The organism is Chryseobacterium mulctrae, from assembly GCF_006175945.1.
Classification (GTDB): Bacteria; Bacteroidota; Bacteroidia; order Flavobacteriales; family Weeksellaceae; genus Chryseobacterium; species Chryseobacterium mulctrae.
Genome location: NZ_VAJL01000001.1, coordinates 2,585,088 through 2,601,442 on the forward strand (window position 1 = coordinate 2,585,088; position 16,355 = coordinate 2,601,442).

Annotated in this window: 17 protein-coding genes; 10 read left to right on the forward strand and 7 right to left on the reverse strand. The window is 32.7% G+C overall.

All coding sequences use genetic code 11. The features are described 5' to 3' along the window. Positions 1 to 149: 149 nt before the first annotated feature. The 5 genes from FDY99_RS11830 to FDY99_RS11850 all read left to right on the forward strand — a co-directional run bounded on the left by FDY99_RS11830 (position 150) and on the right by FDY99_RS11850 (position 5,168). Entirely contained in the window at positions 150 to 542 is a 393-nt protein-coding gene (locus FDY99_RS11830) for a GxxExxY protein (RefSeq protein WP_228448783.1), read from the forward strand. 47 nt (positions 543 to 589) lie between these two features. Next, positions 590 to 1,519 carry a 2-hydroxyacid dehydrogenase gene (locus FDY99_RS11835; RefSeq protein WP_139421694.1) on the forward strand — a complete coding sequence of 310 codons (930 nt, stop codon included), beginning with the start codon at positions 590 to 592 and terminating at the stop codon, positions 1,517 to 1,519. Between the two features lie 127 nt (positions 1,520 to 1,646). Next, on the forward strand, positions 1,647 to 2,909 hold the full coding sequence (locus tag FDY99_RS11840) for a serine hydrolase domain-containing protein (RefSeq protein ID WP_139421696.1): 1,263 nt from the start codon (positions 1,647 to 1,649) through the stop codon (positions 2,907 to 2,909). A gap of 25 nt (positions 2,910 to 2,934) precedes the next feature. Then, positions 2,935 to 4,710, forward strand: a complete 1,776-nt coding sequence (locus FDY99_RS11845; protein ID WP_139421698.1) for an Ig-like domain-containing protein — start codon at positions 2,935 to 2,937, stop codon at positions 4,708 to 4,710. Next, a complete protein-coding gene (locus FDY99_RS11850; protein ID WP_139421700.1) occupies positions 4,710 to 5,168 on the forward strand; it encodes a heme-binding domain-containing protein in 459 nt (152 codons plus the stop codon). Before FDY99_RS11845 ends, FDY99_RS11850 begins: the two co-directional genes overlap by 1 nt. A gap of 9 nt (positions 5,169 to 5,177) precedes the next feature. Here the strand turns inward: FDY99_RS11850 and FDY99_RS11855 are convergent, their stop codons facing one another. The 5 genes from FDY99_RS11855 to FDY99_RS11875 form a co-directional block, all read right to left on the reverse strand. Further along, a complete protein-coding gene (locus FDY99_RS11855; RefSeq protein WP_139421702.1) occupies positions 5,178 to 5,696 on the reverse strand; it encodes an NUDIX hydrolase in 519 nt (172 codons plus the stop codon). Beyond that, positions 5,696 to 6,607: a site-specific tyrosine recombinase XerD gene (gene xerD / locus FDY99_RS11860; RefSeq protein ID WP_139421704.1), complete on the reverse strand. Its 912-nt coding sequence runs from the start codon at positions 6,605 to 6,607 to the stop codon at positions 5,696 to 5,698. Before xerD ends, FDY99_RS11855 begins: the two co-directional genes overlap by 1 nt. 20 nt (positions 6,608 to 6,627) lie before the next feature. After that, a complete protein-coding gene (locus tag FDY99_RS11865; protein ID WP_102978713.1) occupies positions 6,628 to 7,059 on the reverse strand; it encodes a deoxycytidylate deaminase in 432 nt (143 codons plus the stop codon). A 32-nt stretch (positions 7,060 to 7,091) separates the two neighbouring features. Beyond that, on the reverse strand, positions 7,092 to 7,859 hold the full coding sequence (locus tag FDY99_RS11870; protein ID WP_139421706.1) for an enoyl-CoA hydratase-related protein: 768 nt from the start codon (positions 7,857 to 7,859) through the stop codon (positions 7,092 to 7,094). A gap of 101 nt (positions 7,860 to 7,960) precedes the next feature. Next, on the reverse strand, positions 7,961 to 9,448 hold the full coding sequence (locus FDY99_RS11875; protein WP_139421708.1) for a catalase: 1,488 nt from the start codon (positions 9,446 to 9,448) through the stop codon (positions 7,961 to 7,963). A gap of 107 nt (positions 9,449 to 9,555) precedes the next feature. On the opposite strand from FDY99_RS11875, the gene FDY99_RS11880 reads away from it, so the two are divergent. The 5 genes from FDY99_RS11880 (at position 9,556) to FDY99_RS11900 (ending at position 14,257) form a co-directional block, all read left to right on the forward strand. Then, entirely contained in the window at positions 9,556 to 10,506 is a 951-nt protein-coding gene (locus FDY99_RS11880) for a LysR substrate-binding domain-containing protein (RefSeq protein ID WP_074230344.1), read from the forward strand. Between the two features lie 231 nt (positions 10,507 to 10,737). Next, entirely contained in the window at positions 10,738 to 12,018 is a 1,281-nt protein-coding gene (gene metK / locus FDY99_RS11885) for a methionine adenosyltransferase (protein ID WP_139421710.1), read from the forward strand. 81 nt (positions 12,019 to 12,099) lie between these two features. Further along, positions 12,100 to 12,588, forward strand: coding sequence for a hypothetical protein (locus tag FDY99_RS11890; protein ID WP_394344540.1), 489 nt, complete (start codon positions 12,100 to 12,102; stop codon positions 12,586 to 12,588). A gap of 184 nt (positions 12,589 to 12,772) precedes the next feature. Beyond that, positions 12,773 to 13,360, forward strand: coding sequence for an RNA polymerase sigma factor (locus FDY99_RS11895; RefSeq protein ID WP_074231159.1), 588 nt, complete (start codon positions 12,773 to 12,775; stop codon positions 13,358 to 13,360). 201 nt (positions 13,361 to 13,561) lie between these two features. Next, positions 13,562 to 14,257: a YjjG family noncanonical pyrimidine nucleotidase gene (locus FDY99_RS11900; protein ID WP_139421713.1), complete on the forward strand. Its 696-nt coding sequence runs from the start codon at positions 13,562 to 13,564 to the stop codon at positions 14,255 to 14,257. A 73-nt stretch (positions 14,258 to 14,330) separates the two neighbouring features. Here the strand turns inward: FDY99_RS11900 and trpS are convergent, their stop codons facing one another. Continuing rightward, entirely contained in the window at positions 14,331 to 15,299 is a 969-nt protein-coding gene (gene trpS, locus FDY99_RS11905) for a tryptophan--tRNA ligase (RefSeq protein ID WP_102978698.1), read from the reverse strand. Between the two features lie 50 nt (positions 15,300 to 15,349). Beyond that, positions 15,350 to 16,351: a hypothetical protein gene (locus tag FDY99_RS11910; RefSeq protein WP_139421715.1), complete on the reverse strand. Its 1,002-nt coding sequence runs from the start codon at positions 16,349 to 16,351 to the stop codon at positions 15,350 to 15,352. Positions 16,352 to 16,355 lie beyond the last annotated feature (4 nt).

Genomic DNA, 16,355 nt, shown 5'->3' on the forward strand with positions numbered 1-16,355 from the left:
TTTTTGCACTAATTTCCACAAATTATTTTTTTTATTTATGCGAAAGATTAGTGTTGGAAAATCCTGAATAGCACTTAAATATTTCAAGTTGTGTTTGTGGTATTTGTGAGAAAAATTAGTGATATTAGTGTTTAAATAAAAACACAAATATGACAACCAATATTTCAGAAAATGAAATTTCAAAAATTGTTTACGAATCCGGCTATTTAGTTCATAAAACTTTAGGTCCTGGACTTTTAGAAAGTGCATATGAAGAATGTATGTTGTATGAACTGAAAAAAGAAGGACTATTTGTAGAAAAGCAAAAACCAATGCCCTTAATTTATGACCAAATAAAAATGGATGTTGGTTACAGATTAGATTTACTTATTGAAAATAAATTTATTGTAGAAGTAAAATCGGTTGAAGCTTTAAATGACATTCATCTGGCTCAAATTCTTACTTACTTACGGTTAAGTAATTGTAGATTGGGAATGTTGATTAATTTTAATACGCTTCATTTTAAAAATGGAGTAAAAAGAGTAATCAACGGAATATTATAAATTAGTGGCATTCGTGAAAAATATTAGTGTAATTAGTGTTTAAAATCATGAGAATCTTATTATTAGATAAAAATCACCCTCTTATTATCGAACAACTTTTAGCGAAGAACTTTATTTTGGAAGAAGATTTTACGTCTTCGTATGATGAGGTTTGTGGTAAAATTCAAAACTATGATGGAGTAATTATCAGAAGCAGAATTCCTTTAGACAAAAATTTCTTAGAAAAAGCAAGCAATCTGAAATTCATTGCAAGAGTAGGAGCGGGTATGGAAAATATTGATATTCCTGTTGCTGAAAAACAGGGGATTCAATTAATAAATTCTCCTGAAGGGAACAGAGATTCCGTTGCTGAACATGTAGTTGGAATGTTGCTGATTTTAATGAACCGTCTTTTCATTGCTTCAAATGAAGTGAAAAAAGGAATTTGGTTACGTGAAGAAAATCGTGGTGATGAATTATTGGGGAAAACTGTTGGTCTTATCGGTTATGGAAACATGGGAAAAGCTACTGCAAAAAGACTTTCAGGTTTTGGATGTACGGTGATTTTTCATGATATTCTTCCTGATCTTTCAGATGAGTTTGCAACGCAGGTTTCTTTGAAAGAATTAAAAGAAAAAGCGGAAGTTTTAAGCTTGCATATTCCTATGACGGAGGAAACTCATTATTTGGTTAACTCAACGTTTATTAATGAAATGAAAAATGATTTCTATTTCGTTAATACCGCAAGAGGAAAGAATGTTGAAACGAGATATTTAGTTGAAGCCTTAAAAGCCGGAAAAGTGAAAGGTGCTTGTCTTGATGTTTTAGAATATGAAAAAGCTTCTTTTGAAAACCTAGAAACAGACAATGACGACTTAGGCTATCTTTTAAATTCAGAAAAAGTAATCGTAACGCCTCATATTGCAGGCTGGACTCATCAAAGCAAAGAGAAATTGGCACAAGTAATTGTAGATAAAATTATTGCATCATTTTGTTAATGTAAAAACCAACGAATTAGATTACTCATTTAGGGTGTGAAATTTTATGTTAAATAATTCATAATTGACAATCGCCTTTTCATATTTGAATGGAGTTTTATTAAATTGCCGTTCATTTTTTGAACCCATGAAGAAGCTTAACCTCGTACTTGTTACCACCGTATTTTTATTTCTATTTTCCTGTAAAAACAAATCTGAAAACAAATCTGCAACAGCAGAATCTACGACCAATCTTCCCAACTATGGAAATGTAGATTTAACTAAAGTTTTTGCTTCAGGAGATTTCAATCTTCTTGATAAAGATTACGCCGTAAATTATATCGACCAGTATTATAAAAAGGTTTGGGAAAGAGGTAATTTAAGTGGAAGTTTCTTGGTCGCACAGGGAGATCAGATTTTATATGAAAATTACAGAGGTTTTGCACGAGAAGGAAATCAAAATCCTATAAATCAAAATATGGCATTGCATGTTGCTTCAGTTTCAAAAACATTGACGGCAATGGCAATGATGAAGTTAATTGAAGCTGGAAAAATAAAATTAACAGACCATTTAACACAGTTTTTCCCTGCATTTCCTTATCCTAATGTGACGGTTCAGACTTTATTAGACCAAAGAAGCGGACTGCCGAAATACGAATATTTTATTACTAAAATTCAACCTGCTCCTGCAGAACTTTCTAAAACGTACATTACAAATCAGGATGTTTTGAATATGATCATCAAATACAAACCTGAATTGGCGAGAGATACTGATACAGGATTTATGTATTGCAATACCAATTATGCGCTTTTGGCTTTGTTGATTGAGAAAATTACTAAAACTCCTTTTCCACAAGCAATGAAGGAAATGGTTTTCACTCCGCTGAAAATGACGAATACGTATATTTTTCAGGAAAAAGATATTCCTACAGCATCACAATCATTTTATTTTGGCGGAAATAAACTGTATCCTTTAGACAGATTAGACCTCATTTACGGGGATAAAAATGTTTATACCACACCAAGAGATCTTTTTAATTTTTCGAAAGCAATGTTTTCTAAAGATTTTTTAAAGCCGGAATTGATGCAAATGGTTTTTGCGCCTTACAGCAATGAAAAAGCAGGTCAAAATAATTATGGTTTAGGTTTCAGAATGAAAATTTTTGATAACGGAGAAAAGCTAACCTATCACAACGGTTGGTGGCACGGTACAAATTCTGTTTTTGCCCATCTTTTAAAATCAAAAGTGACCATTATTGCTATAGGAAACAAGTATTCTGGTAGAGTTTACTCAGCTTTAGCTTTGTCGGGTCTTTTCGAAGATTTTCCACCTCAGAAAGATAAACTTCACAGCATTATGAATGATAATCAGGACACTTTAAAAACAGGAACTGAGGTTTTTGGAGAATAATGTTTATTTTTGCTCAAATAATTTCATGAAAAGATTTCTTCTTTTATTCATCATCGGAATTCTTGTACAGTCTTGTGCAAGAGTAGGCTCACCAATTGGAGGTCTTAAAGATACTTTGGCTCCTGAAGCTATAGGTTCAAATATAGATTCTGCAAGAGTCAATGTAAGAAGAGACATTAAAGAACTTCGTATTGATTTTAATGAATATATTACTTTAAAGGATATTAATAAAAATCTTAATATTTCGCCACCTATTAAGAATATTAAGAGAATTCTCCCTTCGAATATTGCCAATAAATATATGGTGATTCAGTGGACAGATACTTTACAGGCAAATACTACGTATAATTTCAATTTTGGAAATGCAATCGTTGATAACAGCGAAGGTAATGTATTGAGATATTATAATTTTGCTTTTTCTACGGGCGAAAAGCTTGATGATCTGTACATCAGTGGAGTGGTTACAGATGCATTAGCTTTAAAAAAGAAAAGCAGTTCTGATAACAAAATGGTGGTTGGTCTTTATCAGTTGAAAGACAGTATGGATTATAAACAGAAACCATATTACATCACCAAAGTAGATGATGACGGATATTATGAACTAAATTATCTTGCCAAAGGAAAATACAAGATTATTGCCTTTGATGACGATAACGAGAACTCTATTTACAATCCTGGAAAAGAAAAAATAGCATTTCAAAAAGACACTGTTGTTGTTGAAAAATCTATTTCCGGATTAAATTTAAAATTATTTCCTTCTAAAAAGCTGTTTAAAAACCCTGAGTTAAAAGAAATGCCGGGAGGAATTTTGATGACTTTTGAAGGGAATCCTGAAGAGGTAAAAGTACTTTCGGTAAGCGAAAAACTAAAAGACATCAAAGTGACTCATAAGCCAAAATCAGATTCTGTGAAGATTTGGTTTGATGCGGTAAAAAGTGATGTTGGGCAAACTGTGAACGAAAAATTAGAGTTCAGCTACGACACCGGAACAAAGCAGGATACTGTTGTTTCTTTTTATAAATACAATAAGAAGAACGTAATGGATGTTATTAGCGAAAATGGAGGGGCTTTATTGCCTCCGAAAACTGCTTTCAAAATCTCATCCACTTATCTCATCGACAAAATTAACCCAGAGAAGTGGACTTTAAAGATTGACAGTACAACGGTACAACCATTTACTGCGAAAATATCAGAGACCAATCCTTATCAGATTTTAATAACATCAGATTTCATTTCCGGAAAGAAATATCAGTTAACGATTCCAAAAACTACGATTTCTTCTTATTATGAAAAAAATTCTGAGTCTAAACGTTTCGATTTTGAAATTGATAAGATTGAAAATTACGGACTTTTAGAAGTGATACTTCAAAATGCTCCGACTAAAAAATACTGGCTGCAACTTTTAGATTCTTCAGAAAAAGCAATATATCAAGTATATACCAGCGGAAATTCGGTTACGTTTGATGTATTGAAACCTGCAGAATATATTATCCGAATTTTGGTAGATAATAATGAAAACGGATATTGGGATCCTGCAGATTTTGAAACTTCTACTTTTGCAGAAGATTCTTATACTTATTATAAAACTGCAGTTATTCGACCTTTATGGACTTCAAGAGAAACCTGGGATCTGAAAGATACAAAAGTACTTGATATCAGTAAATTCGGAACAGCCACAAGTGCTGCAAAAGCTCAGTCTAACGAGAATAAATCGACAACAAACCCAACAAATAATTCTTCAATTCAGAATAACAATTCTGGAACTAGAGGAACGAATAGAAATCTTGAATTAAGAAGATAATGCAGAAGTTTAAGAAAATCGTTTTTTGGTGTTTGGTAGGTTTTGCAATGATTCAGTTTATTCCGGTTGATAAAGTAAATAAACCTGTAGATCAAAACAAAAATTTTGTTAAGGTTGAAAATACGCCACCCAAAGTCGCTGCATTATTGAAAAATGCTTGCTACGATTGTCATTCCGATGAAACGGTTTATCCTAAATATGCTTATATAGCTCCGTTCTCTTGGTCGGTGAAAAGTCATGTTAATGACGGAAGAGAGCATCTGAATTTTTCTGTTTGGGGGAGTTACAATAAAGATTTAAAGCAAAATATGCTTAAGCATTCGATACAAACTATTGAAAGCAAAGTAATGCCAATGCCTGCTTATATTGTTTATCACCCAGAAGCCAACCTTTCTAAAGAAGATAGGCTGCTTTTAAATAATTATTTTAAAGGAATTTTAGATTCTAAAAAATACTAGAAAATAATTCTAATTAAAATCTTTTAAATACTGTTCGAAGAATTTCTTCTGAGAATCAAAAGCAATATCATCAAGGTTAATTTCAGAAATTGGAATCCATTGGGTTTCTGAAATCTCAGACAATTCTATATTCACTTCAAACTTCTCAGAAACACGATATTCATAAAACAAATCAATCGTATTATAATCAATTTCTTTGTATTGATATACATTCGGAAGACTCGTTAGATATCTTAGATTTTTAATATCAATTTCAAGCTGAAGTTCCTCAAAAAGTTCCCTTTTACAAGTGTTTTCTGCACTTTCTTTCGGGTCTACAAATCCTCCGGCTAAATCAAGTTTCCCTTTCTTAGGCTCCTGATTTCTTCGTGTTAAATAGATTTCATCTCCACAGCGAATTACTACAGCAACAGCTCCTGCAACATTATTATACAAAGTGAAGCTGCACTCAGCGCAGCTCCATTTTTTTTCTCCGTCCCAATTGAGGGTTTTATTTCCGCAATTCGGACAAAATTTTAATATTTTCATTAAGCAATATTAGAGTTTCTCGGGTGATAATTTAGTATCACATCCCGAAGTTCTTCTGTTTTTAAATGGGTATAAATTCCGGTTGTTGTAATGCTTGAATGTCCCAACATTTCCTGAATATAACGTAAGTCGGCTCCGTTTTGTAACAAATGCGTAGCAAACGAATGTCTGAATGTGTGCGGAGAGATTTTCTTACTCACTCCCGCTTTATCTGTTAATTCTTTAATAATAATAAATACAATCACGCGAGACATTGAAGTTCCTCTACTGTTAAGGAAAAGAGTGTCTTCGTTTTTTTTGTTGGCTTTGTTTTTAGAACGTACTTCAGTAATGTATTCTTTCAAAAGTTTTGCAGTGTATTGTGCTAAAGGAACAAAACGTGTTTTGTTGCCCTTCCCGATAACTTTAATATAGTTTTCTTTAAAATTGATATTAGATATTTTAATATCAATTAATTCAGAAACTCTGAGTCCACAACCATAAAGCACTTCAATGATGCAATGATTTCTTTTGCCTAAGTCTGAGCCTCTTTCGATAGCTTCGATGATTTTTTCAATATCAGCAAGGCTTAATGTATCGGGTAGATATAAACCTAATTTAGGTCCTTCCAACAATGTTGAAGGATTATCATGACGAATTTCGTCTTCCAGTAAATACCTGAAGAAAGCTTTAATGGAAGAAATCCATCTTGCTTGTGATCGTTCGCTGAATTTCTGTTTAGATAGTTTGAAAATATATTCCTGAAGATTATCATACGTAATCTTTTCAGGACCTGTATTTTCGAGGTCGCCTACTGCGTAATCTTTAAGTTTTTTAATGTCGCGGATATAAGCGTCGAGTGTGTTTTCTGAAAAATTTCTTTCAAAGCGCAGAAAGATTTCGAAATCTTTAATTTTTTCATCCCAAGTCATCGTGTTGTGTTTTTTTTAAATTAAATTTCTAACTCATTTTCGGAAACTTGTATTATTTCAATTTGGTGTTCTTTTAAAAAAGCAATTCCCTCATCATCTGAGTAAGCATTAATGTAGACTAGTTTTGAAATCCCTGCCTGTAAAATTAGTTTGCTACACTCTTTACAAGGCGATAAAGTAAGGTACAGTGTCGCACCACGGGCAGATTGTGTAGAGCCTGCCAATTTCAAAATTGCATTTGCTTCTGCGTGTAAAACGTACCAATGGGTTTTCCCGGTTTCGTCTTCACAGCAGTTCTCAGATCCTGACGGAGTACCATTGTACCCATCTGAAATAATCATCCTATCTTTTACAATAAGAGCTCCTACTTGTTTCCTTTCGCAATAGGAAAGTTTTGCCCATTCCTGAGCCATTTTTAGATAAGCTTTATCAAACTTATTATACTTCTGCATCGGTTGTTTTCGAAATAATTTGTGTTGGTATATTAGAAGTTAGGCTTTCTTTTTTCAATAAAAGCTGAAACTCCTTCTTTTTTGTCTTCTAAGTCAAAAAGCTCACCGAAAAATTTAATTTCGGTTTCAAAACCTTTATCAGTATCAGACAGATTGGTTGCTTTAATAGCGCGTGAAATTGCCATTGGAGAATTGTTTGCAATTGTTTTTGCCAATTCTTCTGTTTTAGAAAGAAGTTCACCTATTGGGAAAACTTCATTTACCAAACCAATTTCTTTTGCTTTTTGCGCAGGAATCATTTTTGCTGAAAAAATCATTTCATTTGCAATTCCTTTTCCTACTAATTTTGGAAGTCTTTGGGTTCCTCCATACCCCGGAATAAGACCTAAAGTTACTTCAGGAAGACCTAGTTTAGCATTTTCAGATGCATATCTGATGTGACATGACATTGCCAATTCTAAACCTCCGCCTAAAGCGAAGCCATTTACTGCAGCAATTACCGGTTTAGACAGGTTTTCTATTTTGTCAAAAAGAACATTTTGTCCGTTTCTTGCTAATTCTTCTGCTTTCTCCTGATTAAAGTTACTAAATTCTTTTATATCTGCACCAGCAACGAACGATTTTTCTCCGCTTCCTGTTAAAATAATTACTCTTACCTCATTATCAGATTGTAATTGATCCAATGCAGCACTGATTTCTTTTATAGTTTGTGCATTCAATGCATTTAAACTTTCAGGTCTGTTGATTGTAATTACAGCCATTTTTTCTTCTTTCTTTAGCAGTATATTTTCGTAAGTCATTATTTTCTTAATCTTTAAGAACCTGCAAATTAAAAATTTTTTACAAATAAAAAGGGAAAAAATTAACTTTTTTCCCTTTTAAGTGTTTATTATTTAATAGTTTACTTAAAATGATTCATCATGTTGGCGTCTATATTGATACTTAATCCTGATGCCACTTTCATGCCAAGCTCAATATTTGTCCTGAAAAAATGACATATTTGACGGTTGATAATCTCATCTTTTTTGGGGCCGTTAATTCCTTTCATACTTCCTATGATGTTGTTTACCAGGTGTTCTCTGTCCTCCTGATTCATTGCTTTTGTATATAAAAGTCCGGGTTGGGTGTAGTGATCGTCGTCATTTTCATTTCTGTTCAAATTAGCAACATGATTACTGTCTAACTCATATTCGAAATTTTTATAAGACGAATCTGGTTGGATGTCATCAAAACTATTTGGATGATAGTTTGGCTTATCCTGATATTCACTTGAATCAGCCATAAAACCATCTCTTTGGTAATTGTTGACTGCAAACGGACATCTGTTTACTTCAAGCTGATGAGAATTTACACCTACTCTGTATCGATGTGCATCTGGGTAAGAAAATAATCTTCCCTGAAGCATTTTATCTGGAGAAAAGCTGATTCCGTTAATCAAATTACTTGGTGAGAAAGTAGACTGTTCTACATGAGCAAAATAATTTGCTGGAATTTCATTCAGTTCCATTTCACCAATTTCAATTAAAGGGAAATCTCCCTGAAACCAAACTTTAGTGATGTCAAAAGGATTCCATCTGAATTCTTTTGCCTGTTCTTCGGTCATTACCTGCATGTACATCGTCCATTTTGGGAAATCACCGTTTTCGATTGCATTACAAAGATCTTCCTGTGCAAAATCAGGATTTTCTCCTGCCATTTTTGTAGCCTCGTCGTCGGTAAAGTTTTTAATTCCCTGTTTTGTTTTAAAATGGAACTTCACCCAAACTCTTTCATTTTGACTGTTAATCATCGAAAAAGTATGAGAGCCAAAACCGTGCATGTGTCTAAAACCATAAGGTGTACCTCTGTCAGACATTAGAATAAGAACCTGGTGCAGCGATTCGGGATTTAAACTCCAGAAATCCCACATCATGGTTGCGCTTTTCAGGTTGGTTTTTGGAACTCTTTTTTGAGTATGTATAAAATCCGGAAATTTTTTAGCGTCTTTAATAAAGAAAACTGGAGTGTTATTTCCTACTAAATCCCAATTTCCGTCTTCTGTATAAAATTTTAAAGCAAATCCTCTCGGATCTCTTGCGGTATCCGCACTTCCTTTTTCGCCACCCACGGTAGAGAAACGGGCAAACATTTTACAAGCATTTCCTACCTGAGAAAATAATTTAGCTTTTGTATATTTCGAGATGTCATGAGTGACTGTAAATTTTCCGTAAGCCCCGCTTCCTTTCGCATGAACAATTCTTTCAGGAATTCTTTCTCTCACAAAATGAGCAAGGTTTTCCTGTAAGATAAAATCTTGTAACAATACCGGACCACGCGCTCCGACTGTTTGAGAATCCTGGTGTTCATAATAAGGTGCTCCGCTGCTTGTCGTTAATTTTTTATTATCCATATAGTTATGATTTGAGATTCATTCCATTTTTCAGAATCAAATTTAGTTGAATTTTTAATGGCTTCTGCCAAAAACGTTATATCTTTGTCATAGATAATATTAATCAAATGAACATTCAGCAATTGGAATATCTTATCGCTGTAGATAAGTATAAGCATTTTGGTAAAGCCGCTCAAGCGTGTTTTATTACTCAGCCAACATTAAGTGCAATGATACAGAAGTTTGAAGATGAGCTGGATGTAAAGGTTTTTGATAGAACAACTCATCCAATCAGAACCACTGACGTAGGACTGCAAATAATAGACCAAGCTAAAGTAATCATCGAGGCTGTAAATGAGCTTAAAAACAAGGCTAATTTATTAAATAATATTTTGGGAGGAACTATTAATCTGGGAATTATTCCAACAGTTTCTTCGTTCATTCTGCCAACAGAAATTTTCCATTTCTTGCAGGATAATCCTAAAATTCAGATGAATGTAAAGGAAATGACGACGGATAACATCATTAAAGCTTTAAAAGCAGGTGAACTAGATGCCGGAATTATTTCTACGCCTTATGACAACGCCAACGAATTTTATCAGGACTTTTTATTTAATGAAGAATTGATGATCTACAGTTCAGATACTGAGGCAAACAAGAAAAATACATTTATTGTTCCTGAAGAACTGAATGTAGAAAAAGTTTGGCTTTTAGAGGAAGGGAACTGTTTGAGAAATCAGTTTGAAAATATCTGCCATTTAAAAGAAAATACTTTGAAGCCTAAAAATTTAGATTTCTTAGCGTCCAATATTCAGACTTTGGTACATATGGTTGACAAAGTGGGAGGGATCAGTATTTTGCCTGAGTTAGCTTTAAATCAACTTTCAGAAGAACAAAAGGGCAAAGTTTACAGATTTAAAAAACCCTTCCCTTACAGAGAAATTAAAATCATCTATTATAAGCCGACTTTCAAGCAAAAAATTATTGATGAGTTGAGTTCTTTTATAAAATCTTCTTTAGAAACGAAGCTTAATTTCAACAATGCACCAAAAGATTTTGTAAGCATTAAGCCTCAATAACAGAATTTAGGGACGTTTAAAGCATGTTTCAATAAAAATATAATAATCGACAAAAGTTTTTGAGTATTAAAAAATAGTACTTAACTTTGCAGACGTTTATTAACGAGGAAAAATTTGACCTGATTGCAACCTCTCTAAAAAAATGCTAAAACAGTAATTCTTTTTTAGCATTTCCGGGCAATTATTCATTTTTTCTTCACTTTTTTTAATCTAAAAAATACAAAGAATAATATGTCTTATTTATTTACATCTGAATCTGTTTCAGAAGGACATCCGGATAAAATTGCCGATCAGATTTCTGACGCGCTTATCGATAACTTTTTAGCATACGACAAAACATCAAAAGTTGCTTGTGAAACTTTGGTTACAACAGGACAGGTTGTTTTGGCTGGAGAGGTAAAATCTGATGCTTATTTAGATGTTCAGACTATTGCAAGAGAAGTAATCAACGGAATTGGTTATACAAAAGGTGAATATATGTTCAATGGTGATTCTTGTGGAGTAATTTCTGCGATTCACGAGCAGTCACCGGATATCAACCAAGGGGTTGACAGAGTAGTTGCTGACGAAACTTTCGAAACAAAAGCAAACGCTCAAGGAGCAGGAGATCAGGGAATGATGTTTGGTTATGCAACCAATGAGACGGCAAACTATATGCCTTTAGCTTTAGATTTGGCGCATACTATTCTTAAAGAACTTTCTGCAATCAGAAGAGAAGATTCTGAAATCAAATATCTTCGTCCAGATGCAAAATCTCAGGTAACAATTGAATATTCTGATGACCACAAACCGGTAAGAATTGATTCTATCGTGGTTTCTACTCAACATGACGATTTCGGAGCTGAAGAAGAAATGTTAAACAAAATCAGAGAAGATATTAAAACAATTTTGATTCCTAGAGTTGTTGCTCAGCAGACTGAAGAAATCAAAGCTTTATTTAATGATCTGATCAAATATCACATCAATCCTACAGGGAAATTCGTAATCGGAGGTCCTCACGGAGATACAGGTCTTACAGGAAGAAAGATTATCGTTGATACTTACGGTGGAAAAGGAGCTCACGGTGGTGGTGCTTTCTCTGGGAAAGATCCTTCAAAAGTAGACAGAAGTGCTGCTTATGCTACAAGACACATTGCTAAAAACTTAGTTGCTGCAGGTGTAGCTGATGAAGTTTTGGTACAGGTTTCTTATGCTATTGGTGTTGCTGAACCTTGTGGTTTGTACATCAATACATACGGAACATCAAAAGTTGCTTTAAATGACGGTGAGATCGCTAAAAAAGTATCTACAGTTTTTGATTTGAGACCTTATGCAATTGAACAAAATTTAAAATTGAGAAACCCTATCTACCAAGAAACTGCTTCTTACGGACACATGGGAAGAGAGCATTTCGTTGCTGATAAAACCTTTAATAAAGGGCATAAAAATGAGTTGACTCTTACGGGTTTAGAGTTCTTCACATGGGAGAAATTAGACAAAGTAGAAGAAATTAAATCTGCTTTCGGAATTTAATTCTTCTTTTCGGTATAGAAACTGCTTTAACATTAAAATGCTAAAGCAGTTTTTTTTATTTTTACACTTAAATATTTCACAATGAATATGCGATTTGCAATCTCTATACTTTTTCTATTTTTCGTAAGCACTTTTGTAAAAGCGCAATACACGGTGCATAAAATGATTAATGTGGGATACGTTTACCAAAACCAAAGCTTCGGTGAAGTAGGAGGGAAACTGATGTTTCTTAAAAATGACGATATTATTTATCGTTTAGGAGCTTCTGCTTTAATGGGATCTACGAATTCTGACTTTGCGATAATGCCCAAATTACAAGCAGACATTCTGCTTAATTTCGAGAGAAATGTAGATTTCTATCATTCTTATTATTTTCTTGCTGGAGTTGAGGGAACGAATAAATATGTGGCTCCAAAGATTGGGGTTACTCTTTTTGGAATTTTAGATTTAACAGGTGGTTATGCTTTTCCAATTGGGAATTCTGGTTTAAATGGTAAAGAATTGAAAGGAGTAAATGTAAATTTCACACTAAATATTCCAACATCCTTCTTACATGACATGTTAAAGTAGATTTTTTAAATAATTCTTCAGAATATTTAATAATTAGTTAACAGTTATTAAAATTTTATTTATATTTACAGCATAATTGAATGCTTATAGATAATACTCTACTCTAATACTGTTTTGGCAAACTGAAAATTAACTTGATCCTAGTCAGGAAATTGTTTGTCGGCGGAAAATAATGAGAAGAGTTATGAAATCAACAGATAGTCTATTAATTTCTCTGTACCAAAAAGGAGACGAAGAAGCATTGTCAACCTTAATACATCGCCATCAAAGAGAATTGTTTACGTTTATTTTGTATAAAATAAATGATCAGGATTTGGCAAATGATATTTTCCAGGATACTTTTATTAAGATTATTGTAATGCTGAAAGAAGGTCGTTACAATGAGGAAGGGAAGTTTATTCTTTGGGCAAAAAGAATTGCACAAAACCTTATTATCGATTATTTTCGTGCAAAAGCAAAAAATGTAAAAGTTTCAGAAACTACTTTTGAAAATGATGAGTTTTCTATTTTCGATTTAATTAGAGAGCCTTCAGAAAATATTGAAGATCAGCTGGTAAGCCTTCAGATTCAGGAAGATTTGTTGAAAATGTTGCAGTTTTTACCAGAAAACCAACAAGAGGTGATAAAACTCAGGTTTTTTGACGGATTGAGTTTTAAAGAAATTGCAGACCATACAGATATGAGTATTAATACGACTTTGGGACGTGTTCGGTATGCATTGATCAACCTGAGAAAAATAATGGAAGAAAATAATATTGTCTTGACGAGATAATAATTCAATATTTTTCACGTTTTAAAGAAAAAGTAATTTTTGCCTATGAAAAATAACGATTCTTTAAAAATGAAAAGTTTGAAACCAAAAAAACAAACTATTGATTTTTTGCTCAATTTCTCAAAAAATCTTGAAGTAGTAAAGATTAAAAAAAATCATTACCATCTTTCAAAAAATTAAAAATCATTAATTTTGTGCTGTATGAAAATTCAGCACATTTTTTTTGACCTAGACAATACGCTTTGGGATCACCGCAGAAACGCTTACCTAACCATCAAAGATCTTTTCGATAAAGAAGAAATTACTTTAAAATACAATATTGATTTTGAAGAATTTCATTCTGTATATCATGAGATCAACGAAAAACTTTGGGAACAGATCAGAGACGGCGAAATTGATAAAGAATATCTTAGAAAGCATCGTTTTTATGATACCTTCAAACATTTTGGAATTGATGATTTAGGATTGTCGATGTTTTTTGAGGAACATTTCTTAGATAAAATTCTTAATTATAACCATTTGGTTGAAAGCGCAGAATATATTTTAGATTATTTAAAAGCTAAAAACTATACACTTCATATTATATCAAACGGTTTTCAGGAAGTGACGGAAAGAAAATGTATTCTTTCAGGAATTGATCATTATTTTCAGACGATTACAAGCGCAGATTCTGTTGGAGTAAGAAAACCCAATCCTGCTATTTTTGAGTATTCTTTAGGGCTTTCTGAAGCTAAAAAAGAAGAAAGTATTCTGATTGGCGACGATTGGATAGCTGATGTAATTGGTGCTCAGAATTTCGGTATGGATGTTATTTTCTTTGATGTTTTAAATGAAAATAAAGAAGTTGAAAATCTGAAGGTGATAAAGCATCTTTTGCAGATTAAAGAATATTTGTAAAGACCTATTTAAAATAGTTTCGGCGGCACCAAAGGTGCCGCCGAAACTTATTATTCATCAGAAAAATTCAGAATTAAATTCCCAAACTTTCTCTTACTCTTTTAATAGTTTCCGTAGCAATAACTCTTGTTTTTGCTGCTCCTTCCTGTAGTTTTGCTTCAAGCTCTTCAAGATTGTTCATATAGTAAGAAAATAATTCTCTTTCTTTTTCAAATCTTGTTAGAATTAAATCTAAAAGCTCTTTTTTAGCATGACCGTAACCGAAATTTCCGGCTAAATATTTTGCTCTTAATTCTTCAGTTTGTTCAGGTGTTGCAATCAATTCGTAGATAGCAAAAGTTTTGTCTGTAGAAGGATCTTTTGGTTCTTCCAGAGATTTAGAATCGCTTTCAATACTCATTACCTGCTTTTTTAATTGTTTTTCAGGTAAGAAAATATTGATAATGTTTCCTCTTGATTTTGACATTTTATGACCGTCAATTCCGGGAACATATTTGGTGTCTTCCTGCAATTCGGCTTGAGGTAAAACCAAAACTTCACCCATCTGATTATTGAATCTTGAAGCAACATCACGTGCAATTTCCAAATGTTGAAGCTGATCTTTTCCTACAGGAACAATTTCAGCGTCGTATAATAAAATATCTGCAGCCATCAAAATAGGATAGGTAAACAAACCTGCATTCACATCCTGCAAACGGTCTGCTTTATCTTTAAATGAATGTGCTAAAGTCAGTCTCTGATAAGGAAAAAAACATGATAAATGCCAAGAAAGTTCACAGGTTTCAGGGATGTCGCTCTGTCTGTAAAAAAATGTTTTTTCGGTATCAAGTCCGCAAGCAAGCCAAGCTGCAGCAATTTCGTAGGTATTGTTTTTAAGTTCTTTTGCATCTTTAATCTGCGTCAACGAATGTAGATTCGCAATGAATAAAAATGATTCATTTCCTGCTTGCTTAGAAAGCTCTACTGCAGGAATAATTGCACCCAAAAGGTTTCCAAGGTGCGGTGTTCCGGTGGCTTGTATGCCGGTAAGAATTCTTGACATTTGTTTAAAATTATTTTTAAAAAATTATTGAACTGCAAATTTAGGGAAAATTACTTTCTAATTGCGTTGTAGTATTTAATCTCAACTCTTTTAAAAATCTGTGGCAAAATAATTTTATATTCTTTTTTATCCAAATTTGTGATAACAGTTCCAAAAATATAAATGAAATAGGTGTATTTTCCATCATTAATAATCATGTAATAATCTGAATTTGTACCAAAGAAAATTAAATTCTGTGTATTTGTAAGTTGATTCTTGAAAGCTCCGAAAGAATATTTCTTCTGATAACTAAATAGATGCCGGATTTTTTCTAATGATTTTGTATCGAAAATTTTGCGAGGATTATCTTTTTTCAAATAAACCATTTTCTCATTAATCAAAACTTTCTCTATCACAGAAGGTTGTTTCAATAAACCGCCATTGTAGGTTTGAAGTATTTTAATTGCATCTAAATATGGAATATAATTATAAAAATAACCTTTCGTGTTGAGGTTGTTTATATTAAAATTCGATAGGAATTGAACTTCTTCTTGGCTTATTTCCAAATCTTTTCCAGATATTACTTGAGAAGGATAATTAGCTAAATAATTTTCAGAAATCTCGGAGTTTGAATTTTTATAAAGAGCACTTCCTATCCTGATTATTTTTCGTAGTCCTCCCATTGAAAGGTCATTTCTATCATATTTTTTAGTCTTGAAAGAACTGTAAAAATTAACTACTTTTCTCGTACTATTATCAACAATAATTATTTTTTCTCTGAACCATTCATCAAATACTTTTTTATCTTCAGGTTTAAGATTGTAATTTAAAGAACTGTCAAAAATTTTATTTCTGATAGAATCGAGATTACTTTTGTAAGATGTCGAATCTAAAGTTGTATAAATTTTTAAATTCTTCTCTTTTGTATCTATTTTAAGTTTTTCGAGTTCTTCATCCACAAAACGAATGACAGTGCTATCTTTTATAGTTTTGTTATCAGAATAATAATAAATGTTTTCCTTTTTACAGGAAAAGAGAATGAAGAGTAATATGGCTAACTGAAAAGTTTTCATTCAG